The following is a 15702-nucleotide window of genomic DNA, read 5'->3' as shown; positions in this document are numbered from 1 at the left end:
TGCAGGGGCCCGTGGGAGCGGGCTTGCCCGCGATCAAGGGCGTAGCCCTTGCCATATGTCGGTGGTGTCAGGGCTGGCCCAATCGCCGGCAAGCCGGCTCCCACAGGGTGGTCGAGTCGATCACAAGTAATGTGGTTTGCAGGGGCCTGTGGGAGCGGGCTTGCCCGCGATCAAGGGCGTAGCCCTTGCCATATGTCGGTGGTGTCAGGACAGGCCCCAAGTTCTCCTGCCTAGAAGAAGGTCCCGACCAGCAGTTGCAGGTAGGTCCCGGTATCGCGCCCCCCCAACTGCACCCCACCCCTGTCGGCACTGCGCTCCGGCTTGTAGAACCCCACCACCGGGCTGATCAGCAGGTGGTCGTTGACCATCCATTCCAGGTACAGGTCGAGCTCCCGGCCGCCCAGGTTGCCTCGGTCAGTCTCCAGGGTGTCGAAGTCGAAGTACAGCGCACCCAGGGTCACGTTGTCCCGCGGCGTGACCTTGAGCCCCACGTGGTGCACCTGGCTGTTGCTGTTGAACGGCCCGGCGTAGTTGCCTGCCACCTCGCCCTGGAACCAGGTGCCGTAGCCACGGCTCAAGCCATAGAACAGCGGGTCGAAGTCCTCGGAAAAGCGGCTGTAGCGGTAGGTGGCGGTGGGCGACCAGGGCAGTTCGGAGAAGGTCCAGTTGCCCTCCAGGTACCAGGCGTTCTCGCGCCCGCCGCTGCGGTCCTGGGTCACGTATTCGGCTGCCACCTCCAGGTGCTCGACGCCCAGGCTGCCGCGCCCGCGCAGGCTGACGGTGTCCATGCCGTCGCGGTGCTCCAGGCCCATGATCCGGGCATAGCGCTGATCGACATCCAGGCCGCGGATCCAGCTCAGGCCCAGGGTCCCGGCATCGTTCACATGCTCGAGGTTGGCGACCGCCAGGGAGGTGTCGGCCTGGTAGTGGTTGTCCGACTTGAGCCACATCAGGTCGCCGCGCCAGCCCTGGTTGCCGCCCAGGCGCAGCACGGCAGTGCGGTCGAAGGCCTTGCGCCCGGCCAGGTAGTAGGCGCCGCCGCGGTTGAAGTTGGCGCCCAGGTCGACCTTGCCCAGGTTGACCGGGTCGCCCTGGATCAGGAAGCCGTCGCCCAGGGTCACGAGCTGGCGGCCGCCGGAAATATCGACACCGTCCTCGCCCAGGGCCGGGAACAGGTCGCCCGATCGCCAGCCCAGGTAGGCATCCTCCACGGCGGTGCGGCGTTCGTCGCCCAGGCTGAGGCCCGCAGCATCGCCGTCGCCCCAGGTGGCCGAGCTGAGCAGGCTGAAGCCGCCGTACAGGGTGCCGTTGCCCGCCAGCGCCTGGCTGCCGCTCAAGCCGTACTTGACGTAGCCCTCGCGCCAGGCGCTGCTGCCGGGCTGGCGGTTGCCGGCCTGGTCGAAGCTTTCGTCGCTGTGGAACACACCGAACAGGGCTTCGAGGTCGGCGTTGAGGACCGTACCGTCCTGGTTGTAGAGCTCATGGGCGTTGGCCAGTTGCAGGGTCGAGGCCAGCAGGACGGCCAAGGGAAGGGGATGGATTCGAATCATCGGGGATGCTCCATTGTTCTTGTTCTGGTCGCGCGATGGTTGTGTCGAATCAGAGCTTGATCAGCACGGACTTGAGCTCGGTGTAGTGCTCGATCGCCGCCGCGCCCATCTCGCGGCCGACCCCGGAGAGCTTGTAGCCGCCGAACGGCAGGGCCGGGTCCAGGGCGCTGTGGCAGTTGACCCACACCGAACCGGACTTGATGCGGGGGATCATCCGGTGCACCGCGCCCAGGTCGTTGGACCAGATGCTCGCCCCCAGGCCATAGGGGTTGTCGTTGGCGAGCCTGACCACCTCGTCGAGGTCATCGAACGGCATGGCGACCAGCACCGGGCCGAAGATCTCCTCCTGCACCAGGCGATGACGCTGGTCGACATCGACGATCACCGTCGGTTTGACGAAATAGCCCGGGCCGAAACCTTCGCCGCCGCAGGCGATGGTGGCGCCCAGCTCGCGCCCCAGGTCGATGTAGCCGGTGACCCGGTCCTGCTGCTTGGCCGAGATCAACGGGCCCATCTGCACGGTCGGGTCCAGGCCATTGCCGAGCTTCATGCCGTTGGCGATGCCGGCGATGTCGGCGACCACGTTGTCGAAGTGTTTGCGGTGCACGTACAGCCGCGAGCCTGCGCAGCACACCTGGCCCTGGTTGAAGAAGATCGCTGTGGCGGCGCCGGCGGCGGCCTCCTGCAGGTTGGCGTCGGGCATGACGATGGTCGGCGACTTGCCGCCCAGCTCCAGGGTGACCCGGGTCATGTTGTCCATCGCGGCCTTGCCGATCAGCTTGCCGACTTCGGTGGAGCCGGTGAAGGTCAGCTTGTCCACGCCGGGGTGGCGGCTCAGGGCGGCGCCGGCGTTGAGGCCGGTGCCGGTGATCACGTTGAACACCCCGGCCGGGTAGCCGGCTTCGTCGACCAGCTCGGCCAGCTTCAGGGCGGTCAGCGGAGTCTCGTCGGCCGGCTTGAGCACCAGGGTGCAGCCGGTGGCCAGGGCCGGGCCGAGCTTCCAGCAGGCCAGCAGCAGGGGGAAGTTCCAGGCGACGATGGCGCCGACCACGCCCACCGCTTCGCGGCGGACGAAGGCATGGAACTGCTCGTTGGGCATCAGCGGCAGGGAGGGCTCGACCGTGCTGCCTTCGACCTTGGTGGCCCAGCCGGCCATGTAGCGCATGAAATCGATGGCCAGTTGCACGTCCATGGCCTGGGCCACGGCGGCGCTCTTGCCGTTGTTCAGGCATTCCAGCTCGGCCAGCACTTGGGCGTCGCGTTGCATCAGGTCGGCCAGGCGCCACAGCAGGTTCTGCCGTTCGCGGGGGCGCAGGCGGCTCCAGGGCGAGTCGTCGAAGGCCTGGCGAGCCGCCTCGACAGCCCGGTCCACGTCGTCCTGGTCGGCCGCGGGTACCTCGCCGAGGACCGCCCCGCTGGCTGGGTTGCGCAAACTCAAGGTGCGGCCGCTGGCGGCGTCCTGCCAGCCGGCGCCGATGCGCATCTGCAGCTTGCGCTCGAGGAAGGCGCGGGTGGCGGGGAGGATGGGCAGTTCGGAAAGCATGATGCGATGCCTCTTGTCATTGGGTGTGACGAGCAAGTGCGCAATGGCCGTGCCAATGCCGCCGATGGTGGGCAATGGCTTGAGTGGCAAGGGTTTTCTCCTGGCGCGGGGGAGAAGGGCGGGGACTATGCTGTTGCACATTGAGACACGTTGAGACGGGGGTGAAACAGTGACTGAGCGGTGCCTGTATTCGCGGGCAAGCCCGCTCCCACAGGGTTTGCGGTGCGCTTTGGCGCGGCCCCTGTCTCACACTGAAACAGCCTGTCGCGAAATGGGACGTTCCGACTCGCGGGCGGCTGCCGGGAATTGCCCGGCGAAATCGTCCAACCCTTTGAAGCGAAAGCTTTTTACCAGTACTGGCACAGTTCCTGTATCAGCACCGTCACATGCACCTGCGGTATCAGAGCGTGCGAAAACGATAAGAACAACACCGTGGAGGTCTGACCTTGAAGACGACTCGACTCCGGCGGCAAGCGGGCAAACTGGCGCTGGTCGCCGCCGCACTGCTGAGCACCCAGGCCATGGCGGCCGAGCAGGGCCCGAGCTTGTTGCAATCCAAGTGCATGGGGTGCCATATCCCCGAAGGCAACGACAGCTACAGCCGCATCAGCCACCAGCGCAAGACCCCGGAAGGCTGGCTGATGAGCATCGCGCGCATGCAGGTGATGCATGGCGTGCAGATCAGCGACGAAGAGCGCCGCACCCTGGTCAAGTACCTGGCCGACAAGCAGGGCCTGGCGCCCCGCGAGACCGACGGTGTGCGCTATGCCATGGAGCGCCGGCTCAACACCGTCGAGCACTTCGACGACCGCTTCAGCCAGATGTGTGGACGCTGCCACTCCGGCGCCCGGGTCGCCTTGCAGCGGCGTCCGGCCAAGGAATGGGAACACCTGGTCAACTTCCACCTCGGCCAGTGGCCGTCCCTCGAATACCAGGCCCAGGCGCGCGACCGCGACTGGCTGGGCATCGCCCTCAAGGAGATGGTGCCGGACCTGGCCAAGCGCTTCCCGCTCGATGACCCCGCCTGGGCCGAATGGCAGAAGGCCAAGCCTAAGGCCGAGGCACTGCCCGGGCAGTGGGCGTTCAGCGGCCACATGCTCGCCAAGGGCGATGTGCGTGGCGTGATGACCGTCACCGCCGATGCCGGCGATACCTTCAAGGTCGAGGTCAAGGGCCGCTATGCCGACGGCACGCCGTTCAATGGCAGCGGTTCGGCGATCCTCTACAACGGCTACGAGTGGCGCGGCAACGTGAAGGTCGGCGATGCCAACCTGCGCCAGGTCTTCGCCGCCCTCGACGGCGAGATGAAGGGCCGTATGTTCGAGGCCGAGCACGACGAGCGCGGCCTGGATTTCAGCGCGGTGAAAGCGGGCAAGGCACGCCTGCTGGCCGTGCAGCCGGCGTTCATCAAGGCCGGTGGCGAAAGCGAGATCACCCTGGTCGGCAGTGGCCTGTCGGGCAAGCCGGTGCTCGGTGCCGGTGTCGAGGTGATCGAAGTGCTGGAGTCGACCCCGACCCTGGTGCGGGTCAAGGCCCGTGCGGCCGCCAACGCCGCGCCCGGCCTGCGCGAAGTCGCCGTGGGCGCGCTCAAGGGCGTGAACCTGGCGGTGTACGACAAGGTCGAGGAAGTCAAGGTGGTGCCGGCGTTCTCCATCGCCCGTATCGGCGAGAACGGTGGCTCCACGCCCAAGGTCCAGGGCCGCTTCGAGGCCGAGGCCTGGGGCAAGGATGCCAACGGCCAGCCGCTGCGCATCGGCTACCTGCCGGCCAAGTGGAAGGTCGAGCCGTTCAACGAGCGGGCGGCCGAGGACGAGGATGTGAAGTTCGCAGGGACCATGCAGGCCGACGGCGTCTTCATGCCAGCCGGCGCCGGCCCCAACCCTGAGCGCAAGATGATGACCAACAACGCCGGCAACCTGAAGGTCATCGCCGAACTCGAGGACGGCGGGCAGAAGGGCGAAGGCCACATGATCGTCACCGTACAGCGCTGGAACAACCCGCCCTTGCCATAAGGGCCGCTTGTCGCGCACGCCACCAGAACGGGCTGAAACATCGAGAGGTCGCCATGGGCGCACTATTGAACCTGGTCGAACGCAACCTGCACGAAGTGCAGGTGGATGCCGACCGCATGCTCTTCCACATCCCCAGCAGCTCGCTGTTCGCCGCCGACGCGGTGACCGGCGGGATCATCGACACCCTACGCCAGCAAGGCTGCCGCGCCGAGGACCTGGTGCAGCGCCTGGGCCGGCGTTTCGCCGACCAGGAGATCCAGGAGACCCTGCGCGAGCTGATCGCCTTGGAACTGGTCAGCGACGGCTCGCCGCTGACCCCTGAAATCGCGCTCAGGCAGGTCGAGCGCACCGCGCTGAACACCGTGGTGCTCAACGTCAACACCGGTTGCAACCTCAGTTGCACCTACTGTTACAAGGAGGACCTCGACAAACCCTCCGCCGGCAAGAAGATGAGCACCGCCACCGCCGAGGCCTCGGTGGAGATGCTGCTCAAGGAGTCGCCGGACGAAGAGCGCTACAGCGTGGTGTTCTTCGGCGGCGAGCCGCTGTCCAACCGGGCGCTGATCGAGCACATGGTCGCGTACTGCGAGCGGCGCTTCGCCGAGGCGGGCAAGCAGGTGGAGTTCATCATGACCACCAACGCCACGCTGCTCACCGAAGAGATCGTCGATTGGCTCGATGCCCATCGTTTCGGCCTGTCGGTGAGCATCGACGGGCCGAAGACCGTGCACGACCGCAACCGCATCACCGTGGGCGGGCAGGGCACCTACGACGTGGTACGGCGCAAGGCCGACATGCTGCTGTCGCGTTACCGCAGCCGGCCGGTCGGCGCCCGGGTCACCCTGACCCGTGGCATCACCGATGTGGAAACCATCTGGAACCACCTGTTCAACGAGCTGGGGTTCGCCGAGGTGGGCTTCGCCCCGGTCACCTCCGGCGACATGGCCGCCTTCAACTTGACCAGCGAGGAACTGGTGCAGGTCTTCGCCAGCATGAAGGCCCTGGGCCGGCGCTACCTGGAGGCGGCGCTGGAGCACCGCAACATCGGCTTCTCCAACCTGCACCAGCTGATCACCGACATCCACGAAGGGCACAAGAAGGCCCTGCCATGCGGCGCCGGGCTGAAGATGCTGGCGGTCGACCATGAGGGCGAGCTGAACCTGTGCCACCGCTTCACCGGTTCCAGCCTGCCGACCTTCGGCAACGTGCACCAGGGCGTGCAGCAGGCGCAGCTCAACGACTTCCTGTCCCAGCGCCTGGACCGCAGTGGCACCGGCTGCGACAGCTGCCGCATCCGCAACCTGTGTTCGGGGGGCTGCTACCACGAAAGCTACGCCCGCTACGGCGATCCCCAGCATCCGACCTACCACTACTGCGAACTGATGCGCGACTGGGTCGACTTCGGCATCGAGGTCTACAGCCGCATCATGGCCGCCAACCCGGCCTTCATCGATCGCTACATCACTCCGCGGAAGGCGCACTGACATGAAGCACTTGAAGCCCCTGAACAACAAGGCTCGCATCCTCGAACAGGCCGCCGCCGAAGACCGCGTGGAAGAGGTCATGGCCATGAGCGCGGTGGCCGGTTGCACCGCCACCACCGACCCGGGCTGGGAAGTGGACGCCTTCGGTGGCGTCACCTCCCTGTGCCAGCCGATGGAGGCCGACCTGTACGGCTGCTCCGACCCTTGCTGGTGGCCGGCCCAGGTGCCGGACATGATGAGTACTTACCAGGACTGGAACGCCCAGGCGAGCAACTCGCAGGACGACTGGCGCAACCTCGGCACCGTGTTCCCGAAAGACAAGTGATCGGCCCGACAAGAACGACAAGGGGAAACCGCATGAAACCTGGATTCTGCGCGCAGCTCGCGCTCACCGTCGCCGCCTGTGCTGGCGCCTGGACGGCGCAAGCTGGCGAAAGCGCCACCGGCCCGGCGCTCAAGCCTGGCCACGAATACCTGATCGTCACCAACTACCCGAACAATCTGCACGTGGTCGACGTGGCCAGCGACACGGTCTACAAGTCGTGTCGCATGCCGGATGCGTTCGGCCCGGGCACCGCGATGATGGCGCCGGACAACCGCACCGCCTACGTGCTCAACAACCACTATGCCGACCTCTACGGCATCGACCTGGATACCTGCCAAGCCACCTTCCACGCCAACCTCTCCAGCGTTCCCGGCGAGGTCGCCCGGTCGATGTACTCGTTCGCCATCAGCCCCGATGGCAAGGAGATCTACGCCACCGTCAACCCGACCCAGCGCCTGAACGACCACTACGTGGTCAAGCCGCCACGGCTGGAGGTGTTCAATACCGGCGATGGCCTGAACGCCAAGCCGGTGCGCAGTTTCCCGATGCCGCGTCAGGTCTACCTGATGCGCGCGGGCGACGACGGCAGCCTGTACGTCGCCGGGCCCGACATCTACAAGATGGATGTCAAGACCGGCAAGTACGAGGTGGCCTTGCCCCTGCGCAACTGGAACCGCCCCGGCTACAGCGCGCCGGACGTGCTGTATTTCTGGCCGCACCAGAGCGCCCGGCATGAGTTCTCCATGCTCTATACCATCGCCAAGTTCACCGACGAGAAGCAGGACCCGGACACCGCCGAACTGCTCTATGGCTACCTGAGCATCGACCTGAAGACCGGCAAGAGCCATACCCAGGAGTTCGCCGACCTCACCGAACTGTACTTCACCGGCTTGCGCTCGCCGAAGGATCCGAACCAGATGTACGGTGTGCTCAATCGCCTGGCGCGCTATGACATCGAGCAACGCAAGCTGATCAAGGCGGCCAATCTGGACCACACTTACTATTGCGTGGCCTTCGACCGGGCCGGCGACAAGCTGTACCTGGGCGGCACCTTCAACGACCTGGCGGTGTTCGACCCCGATACCCTGGAGAAGGTGACGAACATCAAGCTGCCGGGGGGCGACATGTCCACCAGTACGCCGCAGGTGTTCGTCAGGTAATTAGGTGCCGGTTTTTCGCGACGAGCCGTCGCGAAAAACCGGTGAAGCCGCCACAAGAACAACAAGAGAGCGCCCATGACCCAGCCAAGCTATACCCACGGCAATCCAGACAAGGCCTTGCTCAGCCAATGCATCGGTGACGCCTTCGACGCCACCGTCGCACGTTTCCCCGAGCGTGAGGCCCTGGTGGTGCGCCACCAGGGCTTGCGCTACACCTGGCAGGCACTGGCCGAGGCTGTCGACCAGCACGCCCGGGCGCTGATGGCCCTGGGCGTGCAGCCGGGCGACCGGCTGGGGATCTGGGCCCCGAACTGCGCCCAGTGGTGCATCACCCAGTTCGCCAGCGCCAAGGTCGGGGCGATCCTGGTCAACATCAACCCAGCCTACCGCGTCAGCGAGCTGGACTATGCCCTGGGCCAGTCGGGCTGCCGCTGGGTGATCTGCGCCGATGCCTTCAAGACCTGCGACTACCACGCCATGCTGCTGGGCCTGGTGCCGGGCCTTGCCGCCGGCCAGCCTGGTGCGCTGGCTTGCGAGCGCTTCCCCGAGCTGCGCGGTGTCGTCAGCCTGGCCAGTGCACCGCCGGCCGGGTTCCTCGCCTGGCCCGAGCTGCAGGCGCTGGCCACGCAGGTGAGCGCCGAGGCCCTGGCCGAACGCCAGGGGCAGTTGCACTGGGACGACCCGATCAACATCCAGTACACCTCCGGCACCACGGGTTTCCCCAAGGGGGCGACCCTAAGCCACTACAACATCCTCAACAACGGCTACATGGTCGGCGAGAGCCTGGGGCTGACCGAGCATGACCGCCTGGTGGTCCCGGTGCCGCTGTACCACTGCTTTGGCATGGTCATGGCCAACCTGGGCTGCCTCACCCATGGCAGCACCCTGATCTACCCCAGCGACGCCTTCGACCCGCTGGCCACCCTGCGCGCGGTGGCCGAGGAGCGGGCCACGGCGTTGTATGGCGTGCCGACCATGTTCATCGCCGAGCTGGATCACCCGCAACGCGGCGAGTTCGACCTGTCCAGCCTGCGCACCGGGATCATGGCCGGCGCCACCTGCCCGATCGAGGTGATGCGCCGGGTGATCGACGAGATGCACATGGCCCAGGTGCAGATCGCCTACGGCATGACCGAGACCAGCCCGGTATCGCTGCAGACCGGCCCGGACGATGACCTGGAAGTGCGCGTGACCACGGTCGGGCGTACCCAGCCCCGGCTGGAGAGCAAGATCATCGACGCCGACGGCCACACCGTGCCACGCGGCCAGATCGGCGAGCTGTGCACCCGTGGCTACAGCGTGATGCTCGGCTACTGGAACAACCCCAAGGCTACTGCCGAAAGCATCGACGTCGACGGCTGGATGCACACCGGGGACTTGGCGGTGATGGACGAGCAGGGCCATGTGCGTATCGTCGGGCGCAGCAAGGACATGATCATCCGCGGAGGGGAGAACATCTACCCGCGCGAGCTGGAGGAATTCTTCTTCACCCACCCAGCGGTGGCCGACGTGCAGGTGATTGGTATTCCGTGCAGTCGCTACGGGGAGGAGATCGTTGCCTGGGTCCGCTTCCATCCTGGACATTCGGCCACCGAGGACGAGTTGCGCGAATGGGCAAGGGCGCGGATCGCGCATTTCAAGGTACCGCGTTATTTCCGTTTCGTGGACGAGTTCCCGATGACGGTGACGGGCAAGGTGCAGAAGTTCAGGATGCGTGAGATCAGTATCGAGGAATTGGGTGGTGCGCCAGGCATGGCGCAGCGCTGAAGCATCTGGCTGGAAGCGGGCTTGCCCGCGAATCTGGATGCGGCAACGGTTCGCCCTGTCAGCGCAACCACTCCGGGCTGTTGAAATTGCTCAACCGCCCATCCTCCTGCGCACACTCCAGCCCTTGTATCGGCGCCTGCAGCAGGGCTTTCTGCAAACTCCGCTCACCCGCTCGCCAGGCCTGCTCCAGCAGGGGCAGCAACCGCCTCGGCATCACACTGAACATCGGCTGCCAATAACCTCCCTGACGCACCATGGCCGCACTGTCATGCTCGACCGCTAGCCGCAGCAGACCCTCGATCAACGCGTCGTCCACCTGAGGGGCATCACAGGCCAGCACCACCACCCACTCATGCCGCGCCGCCGCAAGCCCAGCGATCACCCCGGCCAACGGCCCGGGGAAGTCCGGATCGGCATCGCCCACCAACTGGTCGGCATAGGCCGCGTAGGCCTGCTGGTTACGGTTGCAGGAAATGATCAAGTCGTCGCTCAGTGGCCGTACCACCCGCTGCACATGGGCCACCAGTGGCTCGCCGTGCCAGGGCACCAGGCCCTTGTCGCGGCCGCCCATGCGCTGGCCGCGGCCGCCAGCGAGGATCAGGATGGAGCAGGGAGGCAGGGCAACTGACATGAAAAGGGTTCCAGGCAATTAAGATCTGGAACCCTCCCATGTCATCTGGCGCTTGTCCAGTCAGCTTTCGCTGGCCGTTGCCGCGCTCCCGCGCTCCCGCCGATACCCGGCCACACGCATCACCACCACGAAGAACACCGGTACGAACACCACCGCCAGGGTGGCGCTGAGCATGCCGCCGATCACCCCTGTGCCGATCGCCTGCTGGCTGGCCGAGCTGGCGCCGCTGGCGATGGCCAGGGGCACCACGCCGAGGATGAAGGCCAGCGAGGTCATGACGATCGGCCGTAGGCGCAGGCGTGCGGCCCGTATCGCGGCGTCGCGTGGATCATGCCCCTGGTCGACCAGGTGCTTGGCGAACTCGATGATCAGGATGGCGTTCTTCGCCGACAGGCCGATCAAGGTGATCAGGCCGACCTTGAAGAACACGTCGTTGGGCAGGCCGCGCAGGGTCACCGCCAGCACTGCGCCGAGCATGCCCAGCGGTACCACCAGCAGCACCGCGGTCGGGATCGACCAGCTTTCGTACAGCGCCGCCAGGCACAGGAACACCACCAGCAGCGACAGCGCCATCAGCAAGGGCGCCTGGCTGCCCGACAGGCGTTCCTGCAACGACAGGCCGGTCCACTCCAGGCCAGCGCCTGCCGGTAGCTGCGCCACCAGGCGCTCGACCTCGGCCATGGCTTCGCCGGAGCTGTAGCCGGGCGCCGGCTCGCCGGAGATCGACACCGCTGGGTAGCCGTTGTAGCGGGTCAGTTGCACCGGGCCGCTGAACCAGCGGGCCTGGACGAAGGCACCCAGCGGGACCATCTTGCCGCTGCTGTTGCGCACGTGGATCTGCAGCAGGTCCTCGACCTGGCTGCGCTGGTCACCCTCGGCCTGCACCACCACCCGCTGCATGCGCCCCTGGTTGGGGAAGTCGTTGACGTAGCGGGAACCGACGGCAGTATCCAGCACCGCGCCGATATCGGCGAACGACACGCCCAGGGCGTTGGCCTGGCGCCGGTCGACCTCAAGCTGCACCTGCGGGCTCTCGGCCAGGGAGGCTTCGCGCACGTTGACCAGCACCTTGCTCTTGCGCGCATTGGCCAGCAGTGCGTCACGGGCCGCCATCAGCCCCGCATGGCCCAGGCCGCCCCGGTCCTGCAGGCGGAATTCGAAGCCGGTCGATTCGCCCAGGCCATCCACCGGTGGCGGCAGCACGGAGTAGGCCACGGCATCCCTGAACTGGCTGAAGGCCGTGGTGGCGCGCTCGGCGATCGCCTGGGCGCTGTCGCCCGCGCCGCGCTCGGACCAGTCCTTGAGCGTGGTGAAGGCCAGCGCCGCGTTCTGCCCGCTGCCGGAGAAACTGAACCCCAGGATCAGGGTCGTGTTGCCCACCCCAGGCTCCTCGGCGTTGTGCGCCTCGATCTGCGCGGCCACCTGCTCGGTCCGTACCCGGCTGGCACCAGGCGGCAACTGGATATCGGTGATGGTATAGCCCTGGTCCTCGGTGGGCAGGAAGGCCGTCGGCAACTGGCTGAAGCCATAGCCGAGCGCTGCCAGCAGCACGCCGTACACCAGCAGGTAGCGCCCGCTGCGCGCCAGGGCATGGGCCACCCAGCGCTGGTAGCCGTTGCTCATGCCCTCGAAGCGCCGGTTGAACCAGCCGAAGAAGCCCTTGCGCGTGTGGTACTCGCCCTTGGCCAGCGGCTTGAGCAAGGTGGCGCACAGGGCCGGGGTCAGGCTCAGGGCGAGGAACGCCGAGAACAGGATCGACACTGCCATGGACAGGGAGAACTGCTGGTAGATCACCCCCACCGAACCCTTCATGAAGGCCATCGGCAGGAATACCGCCACCAGCACCAGGGTGATGCCGACGATGGCCCCGCTGATCTGGCCCATGGCCTTGCGTGTGGCCTCCTTCGGCGGCAGGCCTTCCTCGGCCATGATCCGCTCGACGTTCTCCACCACCACGATGGCATCGTCCACCAGGATGCCGATGGCCAGGACCATGCCGAACAGGGTCAGCACGTTGACCGAGAAGCCCATGGCCAGCATCACCGCGAAGGTGCCCATCAGGGCCACCGGCACTACCAGCGTGGGGATCAGGGTATAGCGGATGTTCTGCAGGAACAGGAACATCACCGCGAACACCAGCAGCATGGCCTCGAACAGGGTGCTGATCACCTGCTGGATCGACACCTTGACGAAGGGCGAGGTGTCGTAGGGGATGTCATGGCGGACACCGTCCGGGAAGTAGCGCGACAGCTGCGCCATCTTCTCGCGCACCAGGGTCGCGGTCTCCAGGGCGTTGGCACCCGGCGCCAGCTGCACGCTGAAGGCGCTGGACGGCTTGCCGTTCAGGCGGGTGCCGTACTGGTACTCCTGGGCGCCGATCTCCACCCGGGCGACGTCGCCGAGGGTCACGGTGGCGCCATCGGGGTTGGCGCGCAGGACGATGGCGGCGAATTGCTCGGGGCTGCTCAACTGCCCCGTGACCACCACGTTGGCCGTGATTTCCTGGCTGGCCCGGCCGGGCAGGTCGCCGATGCTGCCCGGCGCCACCAGGGCGTTCTGCGCGGCGATGGCGTCGACGACGTCGTCGGGCGTGAGGTTGAAACCGACCAGCCTGCGCGGGTCGATCCACACCCGCATGGCGCGTTCCGCACCATACAACTGGGCCTTGCCCACCCCCTTGAGGCGACGGATCTCGTCCATCACGTTGCGTGCCAGGATGTCGGACAGCGCGGTTTCGTCCAGGCTGCCGTCCTCGGAGGTGAGGGTGCCCAGCAGCAGGAAGCCGGTGGACACCTTCTCCACCTGCAGGCCCTGCTGGGTCACGGCGCGGGGCAGGCGCGACTCGACCACCTTGAGACGGTTCTGCACGTCCACCTGGGCCAGGTCGGGGTGGGTGCCCGGTGCGAAGGTGGCGGTGATGGTGGCGCTGCCCAGGCTGCTCTGGGACTCGAAGTACAGCAGGTTGTCGGCGCCATTGAGCTCCTGCTCGATCAGGCTGACCACGCTCTCGTCCAGGGTCGACGCCGAGGCGCCGGGATAGACGGCGTAGATCTCCACTTGCGGTGGCGCCACGTTGGGGTACTGGGCCACTGGCAACTGGGGCATGGCCAGGCCACCGGCGAGCAGGATGAACAGGGCGACCACCCAGGCGAACACCGGGCGGTCGATGAAGAACTGCGGCATGGGTCAGGCCCTCACTGGCCGTTGTGCTGGACGATGGGGAGCGCATCGCCGGTGGCGTCGACCTGCACCTGGTCGCCGACCTTGACGTGCTGCAGGCCTTCGATCACCACGCGCTCGCCAGGGGCCAGGCCCTCGCTGACGATCCAGCGATCGCCCTGGGCGCTGCCCAGCAGCACCTGGCGTTCGCCGATGCGCGCCTGGCGATCGACCACCAGCACCTTGGGCACCCCGGCGCTGTCGCGCAGGATGGCGCGCTGCGGCACGCTGATGCCCTTGGGCTGCACGGCCTGCTCCAGGCGCACGCGCACATAGCTGCCGGGCAGCAGGTCGAGGTCGGGGTTGGGGAACTCGCTGCGCAGGGTGATCTGGTGGGTGCTCGGGTCGACGCTGATGTCGGAGAACAGCAGCGTGCCCGGCAGCGGGTAGGCGCTGCCGTCGTCCTGGATCAGGGTCGCCCGTGCCTGGCCCTGGCCGACCTGCTCCAGCTCGCCGGCGCGCATCGCCCGGCGCAGGGCGTTGAGCTCGCGGGTCGACTGGCTGACGTCGGCGTGGATCGGGTCCAGTTGCTGGATGACCGCCAGCGGCGTGCTGCCGTCCTGGCCGACCAGCGCGCCCTCGGTGACCAGGGCCCGGCCGATGCGCCCGGAGATCGGTGCGGTGACCGTCGCGTAGCCCAGGTTCAGGCGGGCCCGCTCCAGGGCGGCCTTGGCCTGGGCCACCTCGGCGTCGGCCTGGAGGAAGGCGGCACGGGCGTTGTCGTACTCCTGGCGGCTGACCGCCTTGTCGTCGACCAGCGATCGGTAGCGCTGCTCGGTGAGGCGTGCCTGGTACCGGTTGGCCTCGGCCTTGGCCAGGGTGGCACGGGCGCTGTCATGGTCGGCCTTGAACGGTGCCGGATCGATCCGGAACAGTACGTCGCCCTGCTTGACGTCGCTGCCTTCGCGGTACACCCGCTCGAGCACCACGCCGGCCACCCGTGCGCGCACCTCGGCGGTACGCGGCGCGAGGAGGCGACCGCTGAGCTCGGTGCTGATGGCCAGCGGCTGGAGCTGTACGGTTTCGACGCGCACGTGCGGCATGGGCGCCGGTGCGTCCTGTTCGGCGGTGTCGTCGCAGGCGGCCAGGAGCAGCGCCAGCAGTGCCGCAAGCGCCACGGGGCGCAGGCGAGGGGGATGGTAGGTAGGCATGCGGATCTTCCGTTGATGAGCGTGCGTATGCTACGGCAGCCGTTCCCTTGGCGCCTGTGAAGACCTGTAGGACGAGTGTGAAAAAGTGTGAAGGAGAGTCCTGCCCGTGCGTAGGATTCTATATCCTGCCTGTCTTTTCCGTTCTGTCAAACCGCTTATGCCGAACATCCTCCTGGTCGAAGACGACAGCGCCCTGTCCGAGCTGATCGCCAGTTACCTGCAACGCAACGACTCCCACGTCCAGGTCATCGCCCGTGGCGATCACGTCCTGGACGAAGTCCGCCGGCAGAAGCCGGATCTGGTGGTGCTCGACCTGATGCTGCCGGGCCTGGACGGCCTGCAGGTGTGCCGCCTGCTGCGCCAGGTGTCGCAGAGCCTGCCGATCCTCATGCTGACCGCTCGCGACGACAGCCACGACCAGGTGCTGGGCCTGGAGATGGGCGCCGACGACTACGTCACCAAACCCTGCGAGCCGCGTGTGCTGCTGGCCCGGGTGCGCACCTTGCTGCGCCGCAGCAGCGTCAACGAGCCGCGCCTGGACAGCGACCTGATCCAGGTCGGCGGGCTGCGCATCGACCTGGCCGAGCGCAGCGTCACCTGGCGCGGCGAAGAGGTGGAGCTGTCCAGCGGCGAATACAACCTGCTGGTGGTGCTGGCGCGCAACGCCGGCGAGGTGCTCAGCCGCGACCGGATTCTCCAGCAACTGCGCGGCATCGAGTTCAACGGCACCGACCGTTCGGTGGACGTGGCCATTTCCAAGCTGCGCCGCAAGTTCGACGACAACGCCGGCGAGGCGCGCAAGATCAAGACCGTGTGGGGCAAGGGCTACTTGTTCAGCCGGGTCGAGTGGGAGTACTGAA

11 protein-coding genes are annotated in these 15702 nt (G+C 66.9%); 6 read left to right on the top strand and 5 right to left on the bottom strand.

Annotated features, from left to right (window positions below):
- Positions 1-230 precede the first annotated feature (230 nt).
- The gene (locus ABFA30_RS21490) at positions 231-1550 is read right to left on the bottom strand and encodes a hypothetical protein (RefSeq protein ID WP_410045901.1); all 1320 of its coding nucleotides are present in this window, start codon (positions 1548-1550) and stop codon (positions 231-233) included.
- 49 nt (positions 1551-1599) lie between these two features.
- A complete protein-coding gene (locus ABFA30_RS21485; RefSeq protein ID WP_225790700.1) occupies positions 1600-3093 on the bottom strand; it encodes an aldehyde dehydrogenase family protein in 1494 nt (497 codons plus the stop codon).
- A gap of 446 nt (positions 3094-3539) precedes the next feature.
- Between ABFA30_RS21485 and peaA the strand changes: the two genes are divergently transcribed.
- The 5 genes from peaA to ABFA30_RS21460 all read left to right on the top strand — a co-directional run bounded on the left by peaA (position 3540) and on the right by ABFA30_RS21460 (position 9841).
- On the top strand, positions 3540-5105 hold the full coding sequence (gene peaA / locus ABFA30_RS21480) for a quinohemoprotein amine dehydrogenase subunit alpha (RefSeq protein WP_225790699.1): 1566 nt from the start codon (positions 3540-3542) through the stop codon (positions 5103-5105).
- A gap of 53 nt (positions 5106-5158) precedes the next feature.
- Positions 5159-6589: a quinohemoprotein amine dehydrogenase maturation protein gene (peaB, locus tag ABFA30_RS21475; RefSeq protein ID WP_410045900.1), complete on the top strand. Its 1431-nt coding sequence runs from the start codon at positions 5159-5161 to the stop codon at positions 6587-6589.
- 1 nt (position 6590) lies between these two features.
- Positions 6591-6914 (top strand): quinohemoprotein amine dehydrogenase subunit gamma, encoded by a 324-nt coding sequence (gene qhpC, locus ABFA30_RS21470; protein ID WP_225790697.1) that lies wholly within the window; start codon positions 6591-6593, stop codon positions 6912-6914.
- Between the two features lie 32 nt (positions 6915-6946).
- Positions 6947-8074: a quinohemoprotein amine dehydrogenase subunit beta gene (peaD, locus tag ABFA30_RS21465; protein ID WP_225790696.1), complete on the top strand. Its 1128-nt coding sequence runs from the start codon at positions 6947-6949 to the stop codon at positions 8072-8074.
- A 75-nt stretch (positions 8075-8149) separates the two neighbouring features.
- The gene (locus ABFA30_RS21460; protein ID WP_410045899.1) at positions 8150-9841 is read left to right on the top strand and encodes a fatty acid CoA ligase family protein; all 1692 of its coding nucleotides are present in this window, start codon (positions 8150-8152) and stop codon (positions 9839-9841) included.
- A gap of 58 nt (positions 9842-9899) precedes the next feature.
- Here the strand turns inward: ABFA30_RS21460 and mobA are convergent, their stop codons facing one another.
- From mobA to ABFA30_RS21445, 3 genes are read right to left on the bottom strand one after another with little or no spacing between them, the layout of a single operon-like run.
- The gene (gene mobA / locus ABFA30_RS21455; RefSeq protein ID WP_225790694.1) at positions 9900-10472 is read right to left on the bottom strand and encodes a molybdenum cofactor guanylyltransferase MobA; all 573 of its coding nucleotides are present in this window, start codon (positions 10470-10472) and stop codon (positions 9900-9902) included.
- A 60-nt stretch (positions 10473-10532) separates the two neighbouring features.
- On the bottom strand, positions 10533-13655 hold the full coding sequence (locus ABFA30_RS21450) for a multidrug efflux RND transporter permease subunit (RefSeq protein ID WP_410045898.1): 3123 nt from the start codon (positions 13653-13655) through the stop codon (positions 10533-10535).
- 11 nt (positions 13656-13666) lie between these two features.
- Positions 13667-14842 carry an efflux RND transporter periplasmic adaptor subunit gene (locus ABFA30_RS21445; RefSeq protein ID WP_410045897.1) on the bottom strand — a complete coding sequence of 392 codons (1176 nt, stop codon included), beginning with the start codon at positions 14840-14842 and terminating at the stop codon, positions 13667-13669.
- Between the two features lie 157 nt (positions 14843-14999).
- Here ABFA30_RS21445 and ABFA30_RS21440 point away from each other — a divergent pair, with 157 nt between their 5' ends.
- Complete coding sequence (locus ABFA30_RS21440) at positions 15000-15701, top strand: response regulator (protein ID WP_410045896.1); 702 nt, start codon at positions 15000-15002, stop codon at positions 15699-15701.
- The last annotated feature ends 1 nt before the right edge of the window (position 15702 follow it).

Source organism: Pseudomonas sp. HLMP, from assembly GCF_046365545.1.
In the GTDB taxonomy this organism is placed as follows: domain Bacteria; phylum Pseudomonadota; class Gammaproteobacteria; order Pseudomonadales; family Pseudomonadaceae; genus Aquipseudomonas; species Aquipseudomonas guariconensis_B.
Note: the sequence above shows the minus strand (reverse complement) of the source record. Positions and strands in the feature narration are given on the sequence as shown.